We start from the raw sequence: 15,344 nt of genomic DNA on the forward strand, positions 1-15,344 counted from the left end.
GCGGGGGACCATATAGCGGCGGCCATGTCGTTCTTCCCGCCCGCCTCCTTCCCGCGCATCGTCGTCAAGATCGGCTCGGCCCTGCTGGTCGATCCGGATGGCGGCGTGCGCCGTGCCTGGCTGGAGGGCATCGCCACCGATATCGCCGCGCGTGCCGGCGCCGGGCAGCAGGTCGCGGTGGTCTCCTCCGGTGCGATCGCGCTCGGTGCCCGGCGCCTGAAGCTTGCCAAGGGCGGCCGCGCCAGCCTCGAGGATGCGCAGGCGGCGGCGGCCACCGGCCAGATCGAGCTGAGCCGCGTCTGGGCCGATGTGCTCGCCGCCAATGGGCTCGTCGCGGCGCAGATGCTGGTCACGCTGGGCGATCTCGAGGACCGCCGCCGCTATCTCAACGCCGCCGCCACGCTCGATCGTCTGCTCGGGCTCGGCGTCGTGCCGGTGCTCAACGAGAATGACAGCGTCGCCACCGAGGAGATTCGGTTCGGCGACAATGATCGGCTCGCCGCCCGCGTGGCGCAGGCCGCGGGGGCGGGCGGCGTGGTGCTGCTCTCCGATGTCGACGGGCTTTACGACCGCAACCCTGCGCTGCCCGGCGCGGTGCACATTCCCCGCGTCGAGCGGATCGACGGCACGGTGGAGGGCATGGCCGACCGGGGATCCGCCTCCGGCATGGGATCGGGCGGCATGGTCTCGAAGATCGCGGCGGCGCGTATCGCCAATGCCGCCGGCGCGCATCTGGCGATAGCATCGGGCCGGATCGCGCATCCGCTCGGCGCGGAGGCGAAGCACACGCTGTTCGTGGCGGAAAGGGCCGCCCCGGCGCGCAAGGCGTGGCTGGCCGGCGGCATCACCGCGCGCGGCACCATCCATGTCGATGCCGGCGCGGCCAGGGCGCTGGAGCAGGGCCGCAGCCTGCTCGCCGCCGGCGCCACCCGGATCGAGGGCGATTTCGCCCGCGGCGACCTGATCGTGATCGCCGGGCCGGACGGCAGGGCTCTCGCCCGCGGCCTTGCCGAATATCCCAGCGAGGACGCCGCCCGCATCCTCGGCCAACGCAACGAGGCGCAGGCGGAACTGCTCGGCTATGCCCCGCGCTCGACACTGGTGCATCGGAGCCATATGGCGCTGCTGTGACCACCATCGCCCTTACCGGCGGCACCGGCTTTGTCGGCACCCGCCTGATCGCTCTCGCGCTCGAAGCCGGCCATCAGGTCCGCGCCCTCACGCGCCGCCCGCAGGCCGAGCATGCGCATATCGCCTGGATCCAGGGCGACCTGGGCAATGCGCAGGCGCTTGCCGAGCTGTGCGAAGGCGCCGGCGCCGTCATTCACGTCGCCGGTGTGGTCAATGCGCCCGATCGCGCGGGTTTCGCGGCCGGCAACATCGACGGGGTGCGCAACATGCTGGCGGCCGCCAGGGCGAAGGGCGTGGACCGCTTCGTCCACGTCTCCTCGCTCGCCGCGCGCGAGCCGGAACTTTCCACCTATGGCTGGTCCAAGGCCGAGGGCGACAAGCTGGTCATGGCATCGGGCCTGGACTGGGCCATCGTCCGCCCGCCCGCCATCTACGGCCCCGGCGACCTCGAGATGCTCGAGCTGTTCAAGCTGGCCAGCAAGGGGCTGGCGCTGATGCCGCGCGGCGGGCGCATCTCGCTGCTCGAAGTGAGCGATCTCGGCCGCCTTCTCCTCGCGCTTGCCGCTACCGATGGCTGCAACCAGATTCTCGACGCCGACGATGGCGCCGCGACCGGCTGGAGCCACAAGCAGTTCGCCCAGGCGATCGGCGCGGCGCTGGGCAAGCGCGTCGCTTCCTTCGCGCTTCCGCGCCCGCTGCTCATGGCCGGCGCGCATCTCGATCGGCTGGTGCGCGGCGGGAATGCCAAGCTCACGCCGGACCGCGTCGCCTATTTCTGCCACCAGGACTGGGTGATCGATCCTGCGCGGCGCCCGCCGGCCAATCTGTGGACGCCGCAGGTGGAGACCGCCGCCGGCCTCGCCGCGACCGCGGCCTGGTATCGCGCCCAGCGACTGCTCTAGGTTGGAAGGACCTTCAGCTCCGTCCCTTCCATTCCCCGTGGCGAGGGAAGGACGTTGAATGTCGAAGCCTCTCTCTCCTCCGTCATGCTGAAACAAGTTCAGGGTGACGACGGAGCTTGGTTCGAAGTGTTCGGGCACGCCCGGCCGCGCTCTTGGCCCGATTGTCGATTGGCCCCCTAAGGAATGACGACGCTCGTTTCCGTCTTCACGCGGTCGAGCGCGATCAGCGAGCGATAGCTGGCGATGAAGTCGTTCTCCGCGAACAGCCGCCGGGTCAGCACCGAATAAGCGCGCATGTCCGACGTGACGATCACCAGCATGAAGCTCACGCCGCCGGTTACGTAATAGCATTGCTGCACTTCGGGCGTGGCGAGGAACAGCTGCCGGGCCCGTTCCACCGTCGGCGTGCGCTCGTCGACCAGTTGCACCTCGACGATGGAAGTGATGGTGAGCGGCACGGCATCGGGATCGACGATCGCCACGTTGCGCGCGATCACGCCGGCCGCCTCCATCGCCGCGATCCGCCGCTGCACCGCCGCCGCCGAGAGGTTCACCGCCTCGGCGATCCGCCGCTGCGGCAGCTTGTTGTCCGCCTGCACGATTCGCAGGATCGCCCGATCGAAGCTGTCGAGAATCCGCGCGGATTTGCCCTGTTCGCTGGCCATCCGGCGAGTTTTTGTTGCATTCCGCCGGTCAATCAAGAGCACACCGCCCGTTCCGGTGATGATATTCCCCGCTGCGAAGGGAAATTCCATGCCGGGCGAACGCGGATCGATGATGCTGGGCGTGCTGTGCGGAGCGGCTGCCGGTGCGTTCTGGGGCCTGGTGTTCCTTGCGCCCGAGCTGGCCCGCGCCTTCGGGCCGCTCGAGCTGACCATCGGCCGCTATCTCGCCTATGGCCTGATCTCCGCCGCCCTGATCGCCCCGCGCTGGCAGGGCCTTGCCGGGCGGCTCGGCGCGGGGGATTGGCGCGCGCTCGCCTTGCTCGCGCTTGCGGGCAACACGCTCTATTACCTCCTGCTGGCCAGCGCGGTGCAACTGGGGGGCGCCGCGATCACCGCGCTGGTGATCGGTTTCCTTCCCGTCGTCGTCACCATCACGGGCAGCCGCGCACGGGACGCCGTGCCGCTCGCCAGGCTGGCGCCGTCGCTGCTGCTTTGTGCGGGCGGTGCAGTCTGCATCGGCTGGCAGGCGTTGTTCCTGCCCTCGACGCGGCCCGTCGCGGCGCAACTCGCCGGCCTGGTCTGCGCGATCGGCGCGCTCGCGTCCTGGAGCGCCTATGCGGTGGGCAACAATCACATGCTGGCCCGAGTGAAGTCGGTATCCTCGCACGACTGGAGCCTGTTGGTCGGCATCGTCACCGGCGCCCAGAGCCTGTTGCTGGTCCCGCTGGCGCTGCTGCTCGGCACGCGGAGCCATGGAGCAGGGGAGTGGGCGCTGTTCGCCGCGGTCTCCGCCGGGGTGGCGATCTTCGCCTCGATCGTCGGCAATGCGCTGTGGAACAAGATGAGCCGCTTGCTGCCGCTCACCCTTGCCGGGCAGATGATCACGTTCGAGACGCTGTTCGCCCTGCTCTACGCCTTTGCCTGGGAGCATCGCGGCCCGACGCCGCTCGAGGCGCTGGCCTTTGTGCTGGTGGTGGCCAGCGTGATCTCGTGCCTGGCGGCGCACCGGCGGCCCCCTGCGCGGTCCATGCCTGCCTAGGCGGGCATCCCCGTCATGCTCCGCGCCACGGCCTCGGCGGTCTTGATCCCGTCGATCGCCGCCGAGAGAATGCCGCCTGCATAGCCGGCGCCTTCGCCGGCCGGGAACAGGCGCGCCACGTTCAGGCTCTGATGATCCTTGCCGCGCGTGATCCGCACCGGCGATGACGTGCGCGTCTCGACGCCCGTCATCACGGCGTCGGGATGGTCGTAATTGGCGATCTGGCGGCCGAACACCGGCAGCGCCTCGCGAAATGCCTCGATCACGAAGCCGGGCAGGCACTCGGACAGGTCGGTCATCTTCACGCCCGGCTTGTAGGAGGGGGTGACTTCGCCCAGCGCCGTGGAAGCCCGGCCGGCGAGCAGGTCGCCAACACGCTGTCCCGGCGCATGATAGTTGGAGCCCCCGGCGACATAGGCCAGGTCCTCCAGGTGCCGCTGCAGCGCGATCCCGGCCAGCGGACCGCCCGGATAGTCGCGCGCGGGATCGATCGCCACGACGAGCCCCGAGTTCGCATTGAACTCCGCCCGCGAATATTGGCTCATCCCGTTGGTGACGACCCGGCCTTCCTCGCTGGTCGCGGCCACCACGCGCCCGCCGGGGCACATGCAGAAGCTGTAGACGCTGCGTCCGTTCGCGCAGTGATGGACCAGGCTGTACGCGGCGGCGCCCAGGTCCGGATGTCCGGCGCATTTGCCGAAGCGCGCGCGGTCGATCCAGCTTTGCGGGTGCTCGATCCGCACGCCGATCGCAAAGGGCTTGGCCTCGACATGCACGCCGCGCCGGTGGAGCATCTCGAAGGTCGGCCGGGCGCTGTGGCCCACCGCGAGCACGACATGGTCGGCCTCGAGAAAGCTGCCGTCTTGCAGGTGCAGCCCGCGCACCCGCCGGTTGCCGTCGGAGGCGCGCTCCAGTTCGATATCGTCGACGCGCGTTTCCCAGCGATATTCGCCGCCGAGCGCTTCGATCGTCGCCCGCATGCTCTCCACCATGGTGACGAGGCGGAAGGTGCCGATATGCGGGTGCGCTTCCCACAGGATATCGTCGGGTGCGCCGGCCTTCACGAACTCCTCCAGCACCTTGCGGCCCAGGAAGCGCGGGTCCTTTACTCGGCAATAGAGCTTGCCGTCGGAAAAGGTGCCGGCGCCGCCTTCGCCGAACTGCACGTTGCTGTCGGGGTTCAGCTCGGCGCGGCGCCACAGGCCCCAGGTGTCCTTGGTGCGCTGGCGTACCACCTTGCCCCGGTCGAGGATGATCGGCCGGAAGCCCATCTGGGCGAGGATCAGCCCGGCGAACAGGCCGCACGGCCCTGCGCCGATCACGACCGGGCGGAGGCCGCGCCAGTCCGTCGGCGCCATCACCGGAAAGCGGTACGCCATGTCGGGGGTGGGGCGCAGGTCCTTGTCGTCCGGGAAGCGCGCCAGCACCGCCGCCTCGTCGGCCAGCTCGACATCGACGGTATAGACCAGCTGGATCGCGTTGCGCCGGCGCGCGTCATTGCCGCGGCGATAGACCGAATGGCTCTTCAGCTCGGCGAGCTCGATGCCCAGCCGCTTCGCGATCGCCTCGGGCAGGGCTTCGGGGGCGTGGTCGAGCGGCAGATAGAGTCCGGAGAGGCGAAGCATTCCGGGCCTCTAGCGGGGAATGCAGCGCGCCTCAAATCTCGCGCCGCCGCGCGCGACGGCGCATACCGGTCAGAGCCGCGTCTTCAGCCAGGCATAGGCCTGCTCGCGCACGCCGGGCGGGAAATCATGATTGCCGCCGGCCTCGTCGAAATAGATCGCCTCGAGCGACTTGCCCGACCCCCGGGCGCGGGCATGGGCGACCATGTCCTCCGTCTCCGCCACATGGCGCAGGCTTGCCGCGCGCCACTCGTCCTTCGTGCCCCATTCCCAGCGTCCGCGCGTGAGCAGCACGCTGCGCGGAGCGATCATCGCCAGATAGTCCGCCGAACGGCCCAGCGCCGCGAGCCCCGGCAGCGCGATCGATGCGGAGCGCCGCTTGATCGCGTCCTCGCGGTAGAAATTGAGCATCTCGAACAGCCCGCAGGACGAGATGCCGGCCTTTGCGCGCCGGTCGCGTGCCATCCAATGGACCATCGCCATGCCGCCCGCCGAATGGCCGATCCCGCCGATCCGCGCCGGATCGACATAGGGCAGGCTGGCAAGCAGGTCGGTCGCCACCATCGCGTCGAAGACTTCCTTGCCGATCGAATTGCGGCCGCGCAGCAGCAGCTGGCCCACGCGGTGATCGTACAGCTTGCCGTCCCGGGCATTGTCGGCCGGCGCCGCGGGATCGACGCCGCGACGGCGCTCGGCGTGATAGAAACGGTCCGGGCAGAGCACGACATAGCCGCGACGGAACAGGTCCAGCCCATAGAAAAGGTTCGCGGCGCCGGCGAGGCCCACCGGCTCCGCCTTGCCGATATTATATTGCGGCCCATCCTGGTGGAAGGCGAGGATCGCCGGCAGCCGCTGCCCCGTGCGATGCGTGGGCACCAGCAGATAGGCACGTACCCGGTCCTCCGGCTCGCCGAGCGGCGGATAGGCGGCTTCCGCGAGATATTCGATCTTGAGTCGCTGCCCACCCTCGATGTCGATGGTCTCGATGACGGTGAACTGCGGCCGGGGCCGTGGCGGCATGGCGCCGAACAGCCCGATCAGCGCAGCGTCGCGCTGCTGCGGCCTTGCCGCATCGGCCCGTGCCGGCTGCGCCAGCAGGCCCGGCGCCAGCGTTGTGGCAACGCCGGCGGACAGGGCTGAACGGCGCGAAAACAAATGATCCTTCATGAGGCCCCCCTCCATCGTTCACATTGCGTGTATCGTTCACGTTGCGCGAACCTTGTGCCTGTGTTGGTGTATCAGTGCAGCGGCACACATGTCGCGAGGAAAATGCCGGTGGCAGAGCCTGGGCAACGGATTGCCTTCACCTTGCCGCCGCGCCTTGCCCCGGCTCCGGCCCGTTTCCGCCGCAATCGCTTGGCACTGCCTGTCGATACCACTAGAGGGACCCCATGACCGACCGCGCCACCGTCTTCGAGACCGTCACAGCCCAGATCGAGCCCTTCAACAAGAAGGGCGTCGCCCTCACCGACGCCACCACCTTTGCCGGTGACCTCGAATGGGACAGCCTCACCGTGATGGATTTCGTCGCCGCGATCGAGGACGAGTTCGACATCATCATCACGATGAACATGCAGGCCGAGATCGAGAATGTCGGCCAGCTGGTCGACGCGGTGCAGAAGCTCAAGGGCTGATAGGCACGTGACCGACAGCCTGAACACCGCCGACGCGCTCCCCGCCAGCCCGGCCGAAGCCGCGCCCGATCGCGACCTGATGTCGAAGTTCGACGGCCTGATCGCCGAGCGCCAGGCGCTGCTCGACAGTGGCGTCACCGATCCCTTCGCGATCGTGATGGAGCGGGTGAAATCGCCCACCGAGGCGGTGATCAAGGGCAAGGACACGATCCTGCTCGGCACCTACAACTATATGGGCATGACCTTCGACCCGGACGTGATCCAGGCCGGCAAGGACGCGCTCGACACGTTCGGCTCCGGCACCAACGGCAGCCGCATGCTCAACGGCACCTTCCGGGATCACATGGAAGTCGAGCAGGCGCTGCGCGAATTCTATGGCGTATCGGGCGCGATCGTCTTCTCGACCGGCTATATGGCCAATCTCGGCATGATCTCCACGCTGGTGGGGAAGGGCGAATATGTCATCCTCGACGCGGACAGCCATGCGTCGATCTATGACGGCTGCAAGCAGGGCAATGCCGAGATCGTCCGCTTCCGCCACAACGACGTGGAGGATCTCGACAAGCGCCTGGGCCGCCTGCCCAAGGAGGCCGGCAAGCTGGTGGTGCTCGAGGGCGTCTATTCGATGCTCGGCGACATCGCGCCGCTGAAGGAAATGGTCGCCGTCGCCAAGAAGCACGGCTGCATGGTCCTGTCGGACGAAGCGCATTCGATGGGCTTTTTCGGCCCGAACGGCCGCGGCGTCTATGAGGACCAGGGGCTCGAGGGCCAGGTCGATTTCGTCGTCGGCACCTTCTCCAAGTCGGTCGGCACCGTCGGCGGCTTCTGCATCTCGGATCATCCCAAGTTCGAGGCGATCCGCCTGGCCTGCCGCCCCTATATCTTCACCGCTTCGCTGCCCCCCTCGGTAGTGGCGACCGCGGCGACTTCGATCCGCAAGCTGATGCACGCCCACAACAAGCGCGCGCATCTGTGGGAAAATGCCCGGACGCTGCACGGCGGCCTCAAGGCGATGGGCTTCAGGCTCGGCACCGAGGCGCCGGACAGCGCGATCATCGCGGTGATCCTGGAGGACCAGGAACAGGCGGTGATGATGTGGCAGGCGCTGCTCGACGGCGGCGTCTACGTGAACATGGCGCGTCCGCCTGCAACGCCGGCGGGGACCTATCTGCTGCGCTGCTCGCTGTGCGCCGAACATTCGACCGAGCAGATCGAACGCGTACTGGGCTTGTTCCGGGCTGCGGGCCAGGCGGTGGGCGTTATTGGCTGAGGGCGCTTTTCAGCGCCCGCAGGCTCGACTAAAATCGAGCGCGTAATGAGTGAGGTCAACAACGCCCTGGAGCGTGCTGTCCGGGCGACGAACTGGCGGTTCATGCTGCTCGGCGCGCTCGCGCTGCTCGGGATCGCTGTGCTTGCGGCAGTGGCGGTCATCCAGCAGCGCACCGATGCGGAGCGGGATCAGGCGATCGCGCGGCAGCAGCACACGTTCGACGTGATCATGCGCGCGAACCAGCTCTCCGGCGCGATTGCGGGCGCGGAGGCGGCGCTGGGCCGCTATGTCGTCAGCGCCGACCGCAAGCTCGGCCAGCAATATGGCGCGCAATGGGACCGGGCGACCGAGCAACTCACCCGGCTCCGGCAGCTCACCGCCGATAGCGGCGACCAGCGCGCGCGGATGATCCGGCTGAAGCGGGCGTTCGACGCGCGCGGGAAGGAACTGGCCAACACCGCGCTCTATTCGGCCTATAAGCGGCACAGCGATGCCTGGGGCAGCTATTACCAGGTCCGTTCCAGCCCGGCGCGCAGCGAGCTGGAGCAAGTGCTCAACGAAGTGGTCGATTCCGAGCGAGTCACGCTCCACGGCCGCAGCAAGGCGGCTGCGGACCTGCTGGCCAATTCGGGCTTCGCTTCGCGCCTGCTCACCGGCTTCGGCATCCTGATCGTGCTCGGCGCGGTGCTGCTCGGCTGGATGGCGATCGAGGCCCAGGGCGAGCGCGCGGTCGCCGATGCCATGGCCGATGCCGAGCGCGAGCGGGCCGCCGAACTGCAGGAGGCGGTGGCCGAGGCGACCGAGCAGCTGCGCGCCGAGGCGGGCGAACGCGAGGCGGCGCAAGAACAGCTGCGCCAGGCGCAGAAGATGGAGGCGGTCGGCCAGCTTACTGGTGGTATCGCGCATGATTTCAACAATATGCTCGCCGTGGTTCTCGGCGGGTTGGAACTTGCCAAGCGTCACCTGCACACAGGCGGGCCCGATGCCCAGAAGCATATCGAGAATGCGATGGAAGGCGCGAACCGCGCCGCTGCGCTCACCCGCCGCCTGCTCGCCTTCTCACGCGCCGAGCCGCTGCTGCCGGAAGCGGTGGAGGCGGGCGCGCTGATCGACGGCATGACCGAACTGCTCGACCGCACCCTGGGCGACGGCATCGCGGTCGAGACGGACGATGCGGGCAAGGGCTGGCGGATCTGGGTCGACCGCCATCAGCTCGAGAACGCGCTGCTCAATCTCGCCGTCAATGCCCGTGATGCGATGGAGGGGCAGGGGACGCTCAGCTTCGTCACCGGGGGCATCACCCTGGCCGAGAACGAGGTCGGCGAATGTGTGGCGGGTGACTATGTCACGATCGAAGTGGGCGATACGGGCATGGGGATGACGCCCGAGGTGCTGGAACGCGTGTTCGAGCCCTTCTTCACCACCAAGCCGGTGGGCAAGGGCACCGGCCTGGGGCTCAGCCAGATCTTCGGCTTCGTTCGCCAGTCGGGAGGGGAGATCGGCATCGATACGGCGCCGGGCAAGGGCACGCAGGTGGTGCTGTACCTGCCGCGCCATGTCGGCGAGGATGCGGTTCCCGAGGCGGCTCCCGCTGCCGAGGGCGCTTCCGAGAAGGGCGCGCGGCCGCTCGACATCCTGGTGGTGGAAGACGATCCGCGCGTGCTCGCGGCGACGCTGGGGGCGCTGGGGGAGCTTGGCCATCATGCCGTCGGTTGCGACGATCCGCTGGCCGCGCCGGCGGCGATCGCGACCTTGCCGTCGCTCGATCTCATCGTGTCCGACGTGCTGATGCCCGGCCGGACCGGCCCCGAGATGATCGCCGCGCTGGGCGAGCGGATCGAGGGGGTCGCGGTGCTGTTCGTCACCGGCTTTGCCGGCGAGGCGGATGCGGCGATCTTCAAGGGGCGCACCGTGCTACGCAAGCCCTTCACCATCGCCGGCCTGGCCGCCGCGGTGGCCGAGGCGATGGCGCAGGAAGCGCGCAGGAGCGGGTGGGCGGCAGCCGAATGATCGGCCGGGCGCGCTAGTTGTCGGATTTCTGCCGCGTGGAGGGCGCCGGCTTGTAGCTCACCACGCACCAGTCCGGTGCGCAATTGGCGGCGGCTTCGATGATCGCGGCATAGCGCTCGACCGCCGCGCAGTCGGTGTCCGCGGCATAGAGGATGATCGGCCGGTGCGGAGTCTCGCGGCCGGCGCCGCTGGCGAAATCCTCCAGCGCGGTGTCGCTGGCGCGGATGAAGCCCCATAGCGCCTGGCCGCCATTGTCGCGCACCGCATAGGCATCGGCGCTCTTCCTGGGCAGCTTCGTGCCCCATTGCGCCGAAAGGTTGCAGGTCTTGTCCGGCACGGCGACCAGGGTCAGCGCCAGCGAGAACAGGATCATTGCGGCCTCTCCATGTCGCCATGATGCTCGGCCATCGTCCGCGAGAGCTGCGCGACGGCCATCTGGCGTGCCTTGTCGCGCGGCAGGCCGAGCGCCCGCGCCATCGGGGCGCCGAGCAGCGCATCGCCCACCGCCATGAGAACGAGCTGGAGCGTCTCCTCGTGCAGCGAATGGGTCTTGTCGTCATGGCCCTCGGCCAGTTCGTCCATCAGCCCGTGGATCGCCTCCAATATGGGATCCAGTGCGTCCTGGTTGCCGGTCAGGATCATCCAGCTCGCCAGCGCGCCGGCGCCGCCCTTGTCGAACGCGTCGAAGGTGAGGTTCACCACTTCGTGGTCGTCATGATCGCCGGAGCGCGCGCGCATCACGGCGGCGCTGATCTTGCTGGTCACGCCGCAGGCGATATTGGCCGCGAGTGCCTTTTGCAGCCCGGCGGCCGAGCCGAAATGGTGGAGCAGATTGGCATGGGTTCGCCCGATCCGCGCGGCGACCGCCTTCAGCGTCACGGCCTGCGGTCCCGCCTCGAGCAGCAGCGCGCGCGCGGCTTCCAGCGCGGCGTCGCGGGATTCTTCGGGAGAAAGGCGTTTGCGTGGTGCGGCGGTCATCTTCTGCTGTGTCGTCCCCGGAAACCCCCGGCTTAGGGCATGATTTCCAAGGGGGAAAGCACAGACATCAAGCGATCCTCCCCGGGGCGGCCCCGGGGAGGACGGTCATGCCGCCATTCGGTCGTCCGCATCGCCGCCGCCGCAATCGCCCTCCGAGAGGTCGATTTCGTAGCGCGCGCTCGCCACGTCGCAGCCGCGACCGCGCGAATACATGGTGACGAGCTGGCCCGTCGGGCGGAAACCCAGCTTGCGCAGCACCCGGCCCGAGGCGGGATTGTCGATGAAATGGCCGGCGGTGATGCGGCGAACGCCGCGCGCCCGCGCGGCCTGCAGCACGGCGCGCCCGGCCTCGGTCGCGAAACCATGGCCCCAGGCATCCGGGGTCAGCCAATAGCCGAGCTCGTTGGGTTCGTCCTTCCAGACGCCCACCGCCATGCCGCCGATCAGGCGGATCGCGCCGGCCCGATGCTCGAACACCAGGAACTTGGGTTCGATCGGGTTGCCGAAACCGGCGAGAAACGTCTCGGCGGCTTCGAGCGGATAGGGCCAGGGCGGCAGGGCGAGGTTGCGCACCACGCTCTCATGTCCGATCGCCTGCGCCAGGGCATTGGCATCCTCGGGCCAGCCGGGCCGTAATGTCAGTCTTTGCGTTCGCACGAACATGACCATCTCCTTGGTCCTGCGACGCCCCACGCCACGCTACTGTGACGAGGTTGTTGCGCCGTGGTGTCAGGGAGGAAATAAAAAAGGGAGCCGGGGCGACCCGTCTCCCTTTTCAGCTGGTTCGTTCGTCGAACCCGGGTCGTCCTGGTGGACAACCCGGTCGGTTGCCCGATGTTACTCGGCAGCCTCCGCAATCATGTCTACCGAACAGAACTTGCGGCCAAGCTTGCCTTCCTTGAACGACACGCGGCCGTCCACGAGCGCGAAAAGGGTATGGTCCTTGCCCATGCCCACGTTCACGCCCGGATAGAATTTGGTGCCGCGCTGGCGCACGAGGATGTTGCCCGCAACCGCGAGCTCGCCACCGAACTTCTTCACGCCGAGACGACGGCCGGCCGAATCACGACCGTTACGCGAAGAGCCGCCTGCCTTCTTATGTGCCATGCTCTATACTCCTCGTATCTCTGGCTTACGCTTCCGCGGCCGGGGTCTCGCCCTCGGCAGCAGCGGCCTTCTTCGCCTTCGGCGCGGCCTTCTTCTTCTCTTCCTGCGCACCGATGGCGGTGATCTTCAGGATGGTGTGGTTCTGGCGGTGGCCGTTCTTGCGGCGATAATTGTGCCGGCGGCGCTTCTTGAAGACGATGACCTTCTCGCCCTTCGCCTGCGCGACGATCTCGGCCGAGACGGTGAGGCCCTCGGTGGACTTCAGCTCGCCACCTTCGCCGGCGAGCAGCACGTCGCCCAGCGTGACCGTCGAACCGGCCTCGCCGTCGAGCTTCTCGACCACGATCTTGTCTCCCGCGGCAACGCGATACTGCTTGCCGCCCGTGCGCACGATAGCGAACATCGGTCTCTTCTCTGGTTCAAATGCTTGTGCCCGCCAAGGTTGCACCCCGGCAGGAGGAAGGGCGCAGCTAAGGGAGGCGGGATCAGAAGTCAACCGGTAACTACCCAAAAGGGGCAGTTAATGCCGGTGCGTGCGCTTCAAGGTGTAGCGTCCGGCGGCATAGCCTTCGAAAAGCCCGTTGATCGCCGGATGGTCGACCGGTTCCTCGCTGTCGTCGGCCACCAGGTTCTGCTGGCTGACATAGGCGACGTAGCTCGATTCGTCGTTCTCGGCGAGCAGGTGGTAGAAGGGCTGGTCCTTGCGCGGGCGCACGTCCTCCGGAATCGCTTCGTACCATTCGTCGCTGTTGGCGAACACGGGGTCGACGTCGAAGATCACGCCGCGGAACTCGAACTGCCGGTGACGCACCACTTCGCCGATGGCGAAACGGGCGGTGGCGACCGGCGGCATCGGAATTCCGGGTTCATAGGGAATCGGGGCGCCGGGGGGCTGAGTCATGCCTTTAATCTAATATCTCCGCGCGCAGGTACAAGGATGCGCTTGCAGTATCCGAAACGCTGCGCTAGGGGCGCCCGCTCACAGCGACCGACGCGGAACTCTTCCGCGCACAATCGCCTCGCGGAGAGGTGGCAGAGTGGTCGAATGCGCCGCACTCGAAATGCGGTTTACGGGCAACCGTAACGTGGGTTCGAATCCCACCCTCTCCGCCAGTTCTTGTGTCAGTGCCTCGCATGAGCCCGGGCGATCGTCCGGCCTTCCGAACCCCGGCGGGTTCGAACCGTCTCCGCTGCGCTCCGCCACAAATCCCGATCGAGCCTGATTCCGGCGCCGTCCCGATCCCCGGCGCGCGCGGGCTTGCGGATCGACGCGTCATGCCTGTGTCGTGCTTCCCGAGATCCTGTGCTCGAACAATGCCGCCGCGGCCGCGGCGTCCAGGGGCGCGCCGAGCAGGTCTCCCTGGCCTTGCTCGCAACCGGTGCCCAGCAGCGCGCCCTCCTGGTCGCTGGCTTCGATGCCTTCCGCGGCGATGGTGAGCCCGAGGCCATGGCCGAGGCCGACCAGCGCCTGCACGATCCCGGCGCTTTCGCGCTCGCGCGTCATTGCCTGCACGAAGCTGCGGTCGATCTTCACCTTGTCGAGGCGGAAGCTGCGCAGATGATAGAGGCTCGAATAGCCGGTGCCGAAATTGTCGAGCGCGATGCGGACGCCCGCCGCCCTGAGATTGCCGAGCACGGCGCGCGCATTGTCCAGATCGGCGACGAAGGCGCTTTCGGTCACGTCGACCTCGAGGCGGGCAGGCGCGATGCCCGCCTCGCCCAGGATGCGCAGGATCCGGGCGGCGAGGAGATTGTCCCTGAGCTGGCTTGCGTGAATGTCGATCGACAGAGTGATGCTCGCGGGCCAGGAACGCGCCGCGGCGCAGCCCAGGCGCAGCACGCGCTCGCCCAGCGCATGGATCAGGCCGACTTCGTCGGCGATGGCCAGGAACCGCTCGATCGGGATCTCGCCATGCTCGGCGTCGATCCAGCGCGGTGCCGCTTCGAAGCCGACCACCGCGTGCGTGCGAAGATCGAAGGCGGGGCGATAGACGATGTCGATTCGCTCTTCGTCGAGCGCCCGGCGCAACGCCGCCTCCATCGCGGCACGCTCGCGGATTCGCACGTCCATCTGCGGCTCGAAGAAGCGAAGTGCCGAGCGTCGCTCGGCCTTGGCGCGGTAGAGCGCGACGTCCGCCTTGCGCATCGCTTCCTCGACGTTCGTGGCGTCGACCGGGACCAGCGCGATCCCGATGCCGGCGCCGACGCGGTGCGTGGCGCCCGCTGCATGGACGGGGAGGTCGAGCGCATCGATCACGCGAAGCGCGATGTTGGTCGCGGCTTCGGGATCGGCGAGATGGGTGGCCAGGATCGCGAATTCGTCGCCGCCGAACCGCGCGACCATGTCGCCGTCCCGGATCGCGCCGAGCAGGCGCTGGGCAACGACGATGAGAAGCTCGTCGCCGGCCCCGTGCCCGTGCACGTCGTTGATGGATTTGAAGCCGTTCAGGTCGAGCAGGAGCACGGCATGCGAAGCGCCCGCTCGCGGAGGCGCCCCCACCGCCGCGGCAAGCGCATCGTCGAATTGGCGGCGGTTGGGCAGGCCGGTCAATACGTCCTGATAGGCGAGCCTGCGGACTTCGCCTTCCGCCGACAGCCGGCGAGCCATCTCGCGCTTCTGGCGCAGATATTGGCGGGCGCCGAACAGCAGCAGGCCCAGCGCCAGCACTGCGCCCAGCAGCAGCGCCTCGTCGAGTTCGATCTCGGCCTTGTGGACGGTGAGGCTGCCTTCATTCTCGAACAGGTCGAAGGCGAATGCGCAATAGGCGAGTGCCGCTACCGCTGCCAGCACCAGCCCCAGGTCGCGAATGGCGAAACGGTGGCGAATGATGAAACTCCGGATCGCGGGCCAATGCATGCGAAACCTCTCGGACCCGGATAATATCAGTCATTGCTTGTCAAAGCATTGCCGCGATCCTCGGCGGCGGTTTCCCGGCACTTATGTCGATACCCGGGCATATCGGGCATATATGCAGGCATGTTCGAA

The 15,344-nt window shown here is 68.0% G+C and carries 16 protein-coding genes and 1 tRNA gene; 7 read left to right on the plus strand and 10 right to left on the minus strand.

Going from position 1 to position 15,344, the window contains the following annotated elements:
• Positions 1–24 precede the first annotated feature (24 nt).
• Positions 25–1,131: a glutamate 5-kinase gene (gene proB, locus CAP40_RS15350; RefSeq protein WP_086130402.1), complete on the plus strand. Its 1,107-nt coding sequence runs from the start codon at positions 25–27 to the stop codon at positions 1,129–1,131.
• Positions 1,128–2,033 (plus strand): NAD(P)-dependent oxidoreductase, encoded by a 906-nt coding sequence (locus CAP40_RS15355; protein WP_086130403.1) that lies wholly within the window; start codon positions 1,128–1,130, stop codon positions 2,031–2,033. Before proB ends, CAP40_RS15355 begins: the two co-directional genes overlap by 4 nt.
• Positions 2,034–2,209: 176 nt before the next feature.
• Here CAP40_RS15355 and CAP40_RS15360 read toward each other — a convergent pair whose 3' ends face one another.
• Positions 2,210–2,698, minus strand: a complete 489-nt coding sequence (locus CAP40_RS15360) for an Lrp/AsnC family transcriptional regulator (RefSeq protein WP_144034386.1) — start codon at positions 2,696–2,698, stop codon at positions 2,210–2,212.
• An 88-nt stretch (positions 2,699–2,786) separates the two neighbouring features.
• Here CAP40_RS15360 and CAP40_RS15365 point away from each other — a divergent pair, with 88 nt between their 5' ends.
• Positions 2,787–3,737 carry a DMT family transporter gene (locus tag CAP40_RS15365; protein WP_086130405.1) on the plus strand — a complete coding sequence of 317 codons (951 nt, stop codon included), beginning with the start codon at positions 2,787–2,789 and terminating at the stop codon, positions 3,735–3,737.
• On the opposite strand, the gene CAP40_RS15370 is transcribed toward CAP40_RS15365, so the two are convergent.
• Positions 3,734–5,362 (minus strand): NAD(P)/FAD-dependent oxidoreductase, encoded by a 1,629-nt coding sequence (locus CAP40_RS15370; protein ID WP_086130406.1) that lies wholly within the window; start codon positions 5,360–5,362, stop codon positions 3,734–3,736. The genes CAP40_RS15365 and CAP40_RS15370 overlap by 4 nt on opposite strands.
• 69 nt (positions 5,363–5,431) lie before the next feature.
• Positions 5,432–6,526: a S9 family peptidase gene (locus tag CAP40_RS15375; protein ID WP_179188236.1), complete on the minus strand. Its 1,095-nt coding sequence runs from the start codon at positions 6,524–6,526 to the stop codon at positions 5,432–5,434.
• Between the two features lie 224 nt (positions 6,527–6,750).
• Here CAP40_RS15375 and CAP40_RS15380 point away from each other — a divergent pair, with 224 nt between their 5' ends.
• The 3 genes from CAP40_RS15380 (at position 6,751) to CAP40_RS15390 (ending at position 10,273) form a co-directional block, all read left to right on the plus strand.
• Positions 6,751–6,993: an acyl carrier protein gene (locus CAP40_RS15380; RefSeq protein ID WP_086130408.1), complete on the plus strand. Its 243-nt coding sequence runs from the start codon at positions 6,751–6,753 to the stop codon at positions 6,991–6,993.
• 79 nt (positions 6,994–7,072) lie between these two features.
• Positions 7,073–8,263 (plus strand): aminotransferase class I/II-fold pyridoxal phosphate-dependent enzyme, encoded by a 1,191-nt coding sequence (locus CAP40_RS15385; RefSeq protein ID WP_144034389.1) that lies wholly within the window; start codon positions 7,073–7,075, stop codon positions 8,261–8,263.
• A 45-nt stretch (positions 8,264–8,308) separates the two neighbouring features.
• Positions 8,309–10,273: an ATP-binding protein gene (locus CAP40_RS15390; RefSeq protein ID WP_086130409.1), complete on the plus strand. Its 1,965-nt coding sequence runs from the start codon at positions 8,309–8,311 to the stop codon at positions 10,271–10,273.
• 13 nt (positions 10,274–10,286) lie between these two features.
• On the opposite strand, the gene CAP40_RS15395 is transcribed toward CAP40_RS15390, so the two are convergent.
• The 6 genes from CAP40_RS15395 to hspQ form a co-directional block, all read right to left on the minus strand.
• Positions 10,287–10,646 carry a hypothetical protein gene (locus CAP40_RS15395; protein ID WP_086130410.1) on the minus strand — a complete coding sequence of 120 codons (360 nt, stop codon included), beginning with the start codon at positions 10,644–10,646 and terminating at the stop codon, positions 10,287–10,289.
• Positions 10,643–11,251: a TetR family transcriptional regulator gene (locus tag CAP40_RS15400; RefSeq protein ID WP_086130411.1), complete on the minus strand. Its 609-nt coding sequence runs from the start codon at positions 11,249–11,251 to the stop codon at positions 10,643–10,645. Before CAP40_RS15400 ends, CAP40_RS15395 begins: the two co-directional genes overlap by 4 nt.
• A gap of 105 nt (positions 11,252–11,356) precedes the next feature.
• Positions 11,357–11,914, minus strand: a complete 558-nt coding sequence (locus tag CAP40_RS15405; RefSeq protein WP_256924250.1) for a GNAT family N-acetyltransferase — start codon at positions 11,912–11,914, stop codon at positions 11,357–11,359.
• 174 nt (positions 11,915–12,088) lie between these two features.
• On the minus strand, positions 12,089–12,358 hold the full coding sequence (rpmA, locus tag CAP40_RS15410) for a 50S ribosomal protein L27 (RefSeq protein WP_086130412.1): 270 nt from the start codon (positions 12,356–12,358) through the stop codon (positions 12,089–12,091).
• A 25-nt stretch (positions 12,359–12,383) separates the two neighbouring features.
• Positions 12,384–12,761 carry a 50S ribosomal protein L21 gene (rplU, locus tag CAP40_RS15415; RefSeq protein ID WP_086130413.1) on the minus strand — a complete coding sequence of 126 codons (378 nt, stop codon included), beginning with the start codon at positions 12,759–12,761 and terminating at the stop codon, positions 12,384–12,386.
• Positions 12,762–12,878: 117 nt separating this feature from the next.
• Complete coding sequence (gene hspQ / locus CAP40_RS15420; protein ID WP_086130414.1) at positions 12,879–13,259, minus strand: heat shock protein HspQ; 381 nt, start codon at positions 13,257–13,259, stop codon at positions 12,879–12,881.
• 122 nt (positions 13,260–13,381) lie between these two features.
• Here hspQ and CAP40_RS15425 point away from each other — a divergent pair.
• Positions 13,382–13,471 (plus strand) — tRNA-Ser (locus CAP40_RS15425).
• A gap of 160 nt (positions 13,472–13,631) precedes the next feature.
• Here the strand turns inward: CAP40_RS15425 and CAP40_RS15430 are convergent.
• Positions 13,632–15,215 (minus strand): bifunctional diguanylate cyclase/phosphodiesterase, encoded by a 1,584-nt coding sequence (locus CAP40_RS15430; RefSeq protein WP_086130415.1) that lies wholly within the window; start codon positions 15,213–15,215, stop codon positions 13,632–13,634.
• Positions 15,216–15,344: the final 129 nt, after the last annotated feature.

The sequence above is a fragment of the Sphingomonas sp. IBVSS2 genome (genome assembly GCF_002127225.1).
In the GTDB taxonomy this organism is placed as follows: Bacteria; Pseudomonadota; Alphaproteobacteria; order Sphingomonadales; family Sphingomonadaceae; genus Sphingomonas.

Bases quoted from the DNA above. Each gene is read 5' to 3' on its own strand.
- CAP40_RS15430 (WP_086130415.1), bottom strand. From the start codon at position 15,215: ATGCATTGGCCCGCGATCCGGAGTTTCATCATTCGCCACCGTTTCGCC.
- proB (WP_086130402.1), top strand. From the start codon at position 25: ATGTCGTTCTTCCCGCCCGCCTCCTTCCCGCGCATCGTCGTCAAGATC.
- CAP40_RS15390 (WP_086130409.1), top strand. From the start codon at position 8,309: ATGAGTGAGGTCAACAACGCCCTGGAGCGTGCTGTCCGGGCGACGAAC.
- hspQ (WP_086130414.1), bottom strand. From the start codon at position 13,259: ATGACTCAGCCCCCCGGCGCCCCGATTCCCTATGAACCCGGAATTCCG.
- CAP40_RS15380 (WP_086130408.1), top strand. From the start codon at position 6,751: ATGACCGACCGCGCCACCGTCTTCGAGACCGTCACAGCCCAGATCGAG.
- rplU (WP_086130413.1), bottom strand. From the start codon at position 12,761: ATGTTCGCTATCGTGCGCACGGGCGGCAAGCAGTATCGCGTTGCCGCG.
- CAP40_RS15385 (WP_144034389.1), top strand. From the start codon at position 7,073: ATGTCGAAGTTCGACGGCCTGATCGCCGAGCGCCAGGCGCTGCTCGAC.
- CAP40_RS15370 (WP_086130406.1), bottom strand. From the start codon at position 5,362: ATGCTTCGCCTCTCCGGACTCTATCTGCCGCTCGACCACGCCCCCGAA.
- CAP40_RS15360 (WP_144034386.1), bottom strand. From the start codon at position 2,698: ATGGCCAGCGAACAGGGCAAATCCGCGCGGATTCTCGACAGCTTCGAT.
- CAP40_RS15405 (WP_256924250.1), bottom strand. From the start codon at position 11,914: ATGTTCGTGCGAACGCAAAGACTGACATTACGGCCCGGCTGGCCCGAG.
- CAP40_RS15395 (WP_086130410.1), bottom strand. From the start codon at position 10,646: ATGATCCTGTTCTCGCTGGCGCTGACCCTGGTCGCCGTGCCGGACAAG.
- CAP40_RS15400 (WP_086130411.1), bottom strand. From the start codon at position 11,251: ATGACCGCCGCACCACGCAAACGCCTTTCTCCCGAAGAATCCCGCGAC.
- rpmA (WP_086130412.1), bottom strand. From the start codon at position 12,358: ATGGCACATAAGAAGGCAGGCGGCTCTTCGCGTAACGGTCGTGATTCG.
- CAP40_RS15375 (WP_179188236.1), bottom strand. From the start codon at position 6,526: ATGAAGGATCATTTGTTTTCGCGCCGTTCAGCCCTGTCCGCCGGCGTT.
- CAP40_RS15365 (WP_086130405.1), top strand. From the start codon at position 2,787: ATGCCGGGCGAACGCGGATCGATGATGCTGGGCGTGCTGTGCGGAGCG.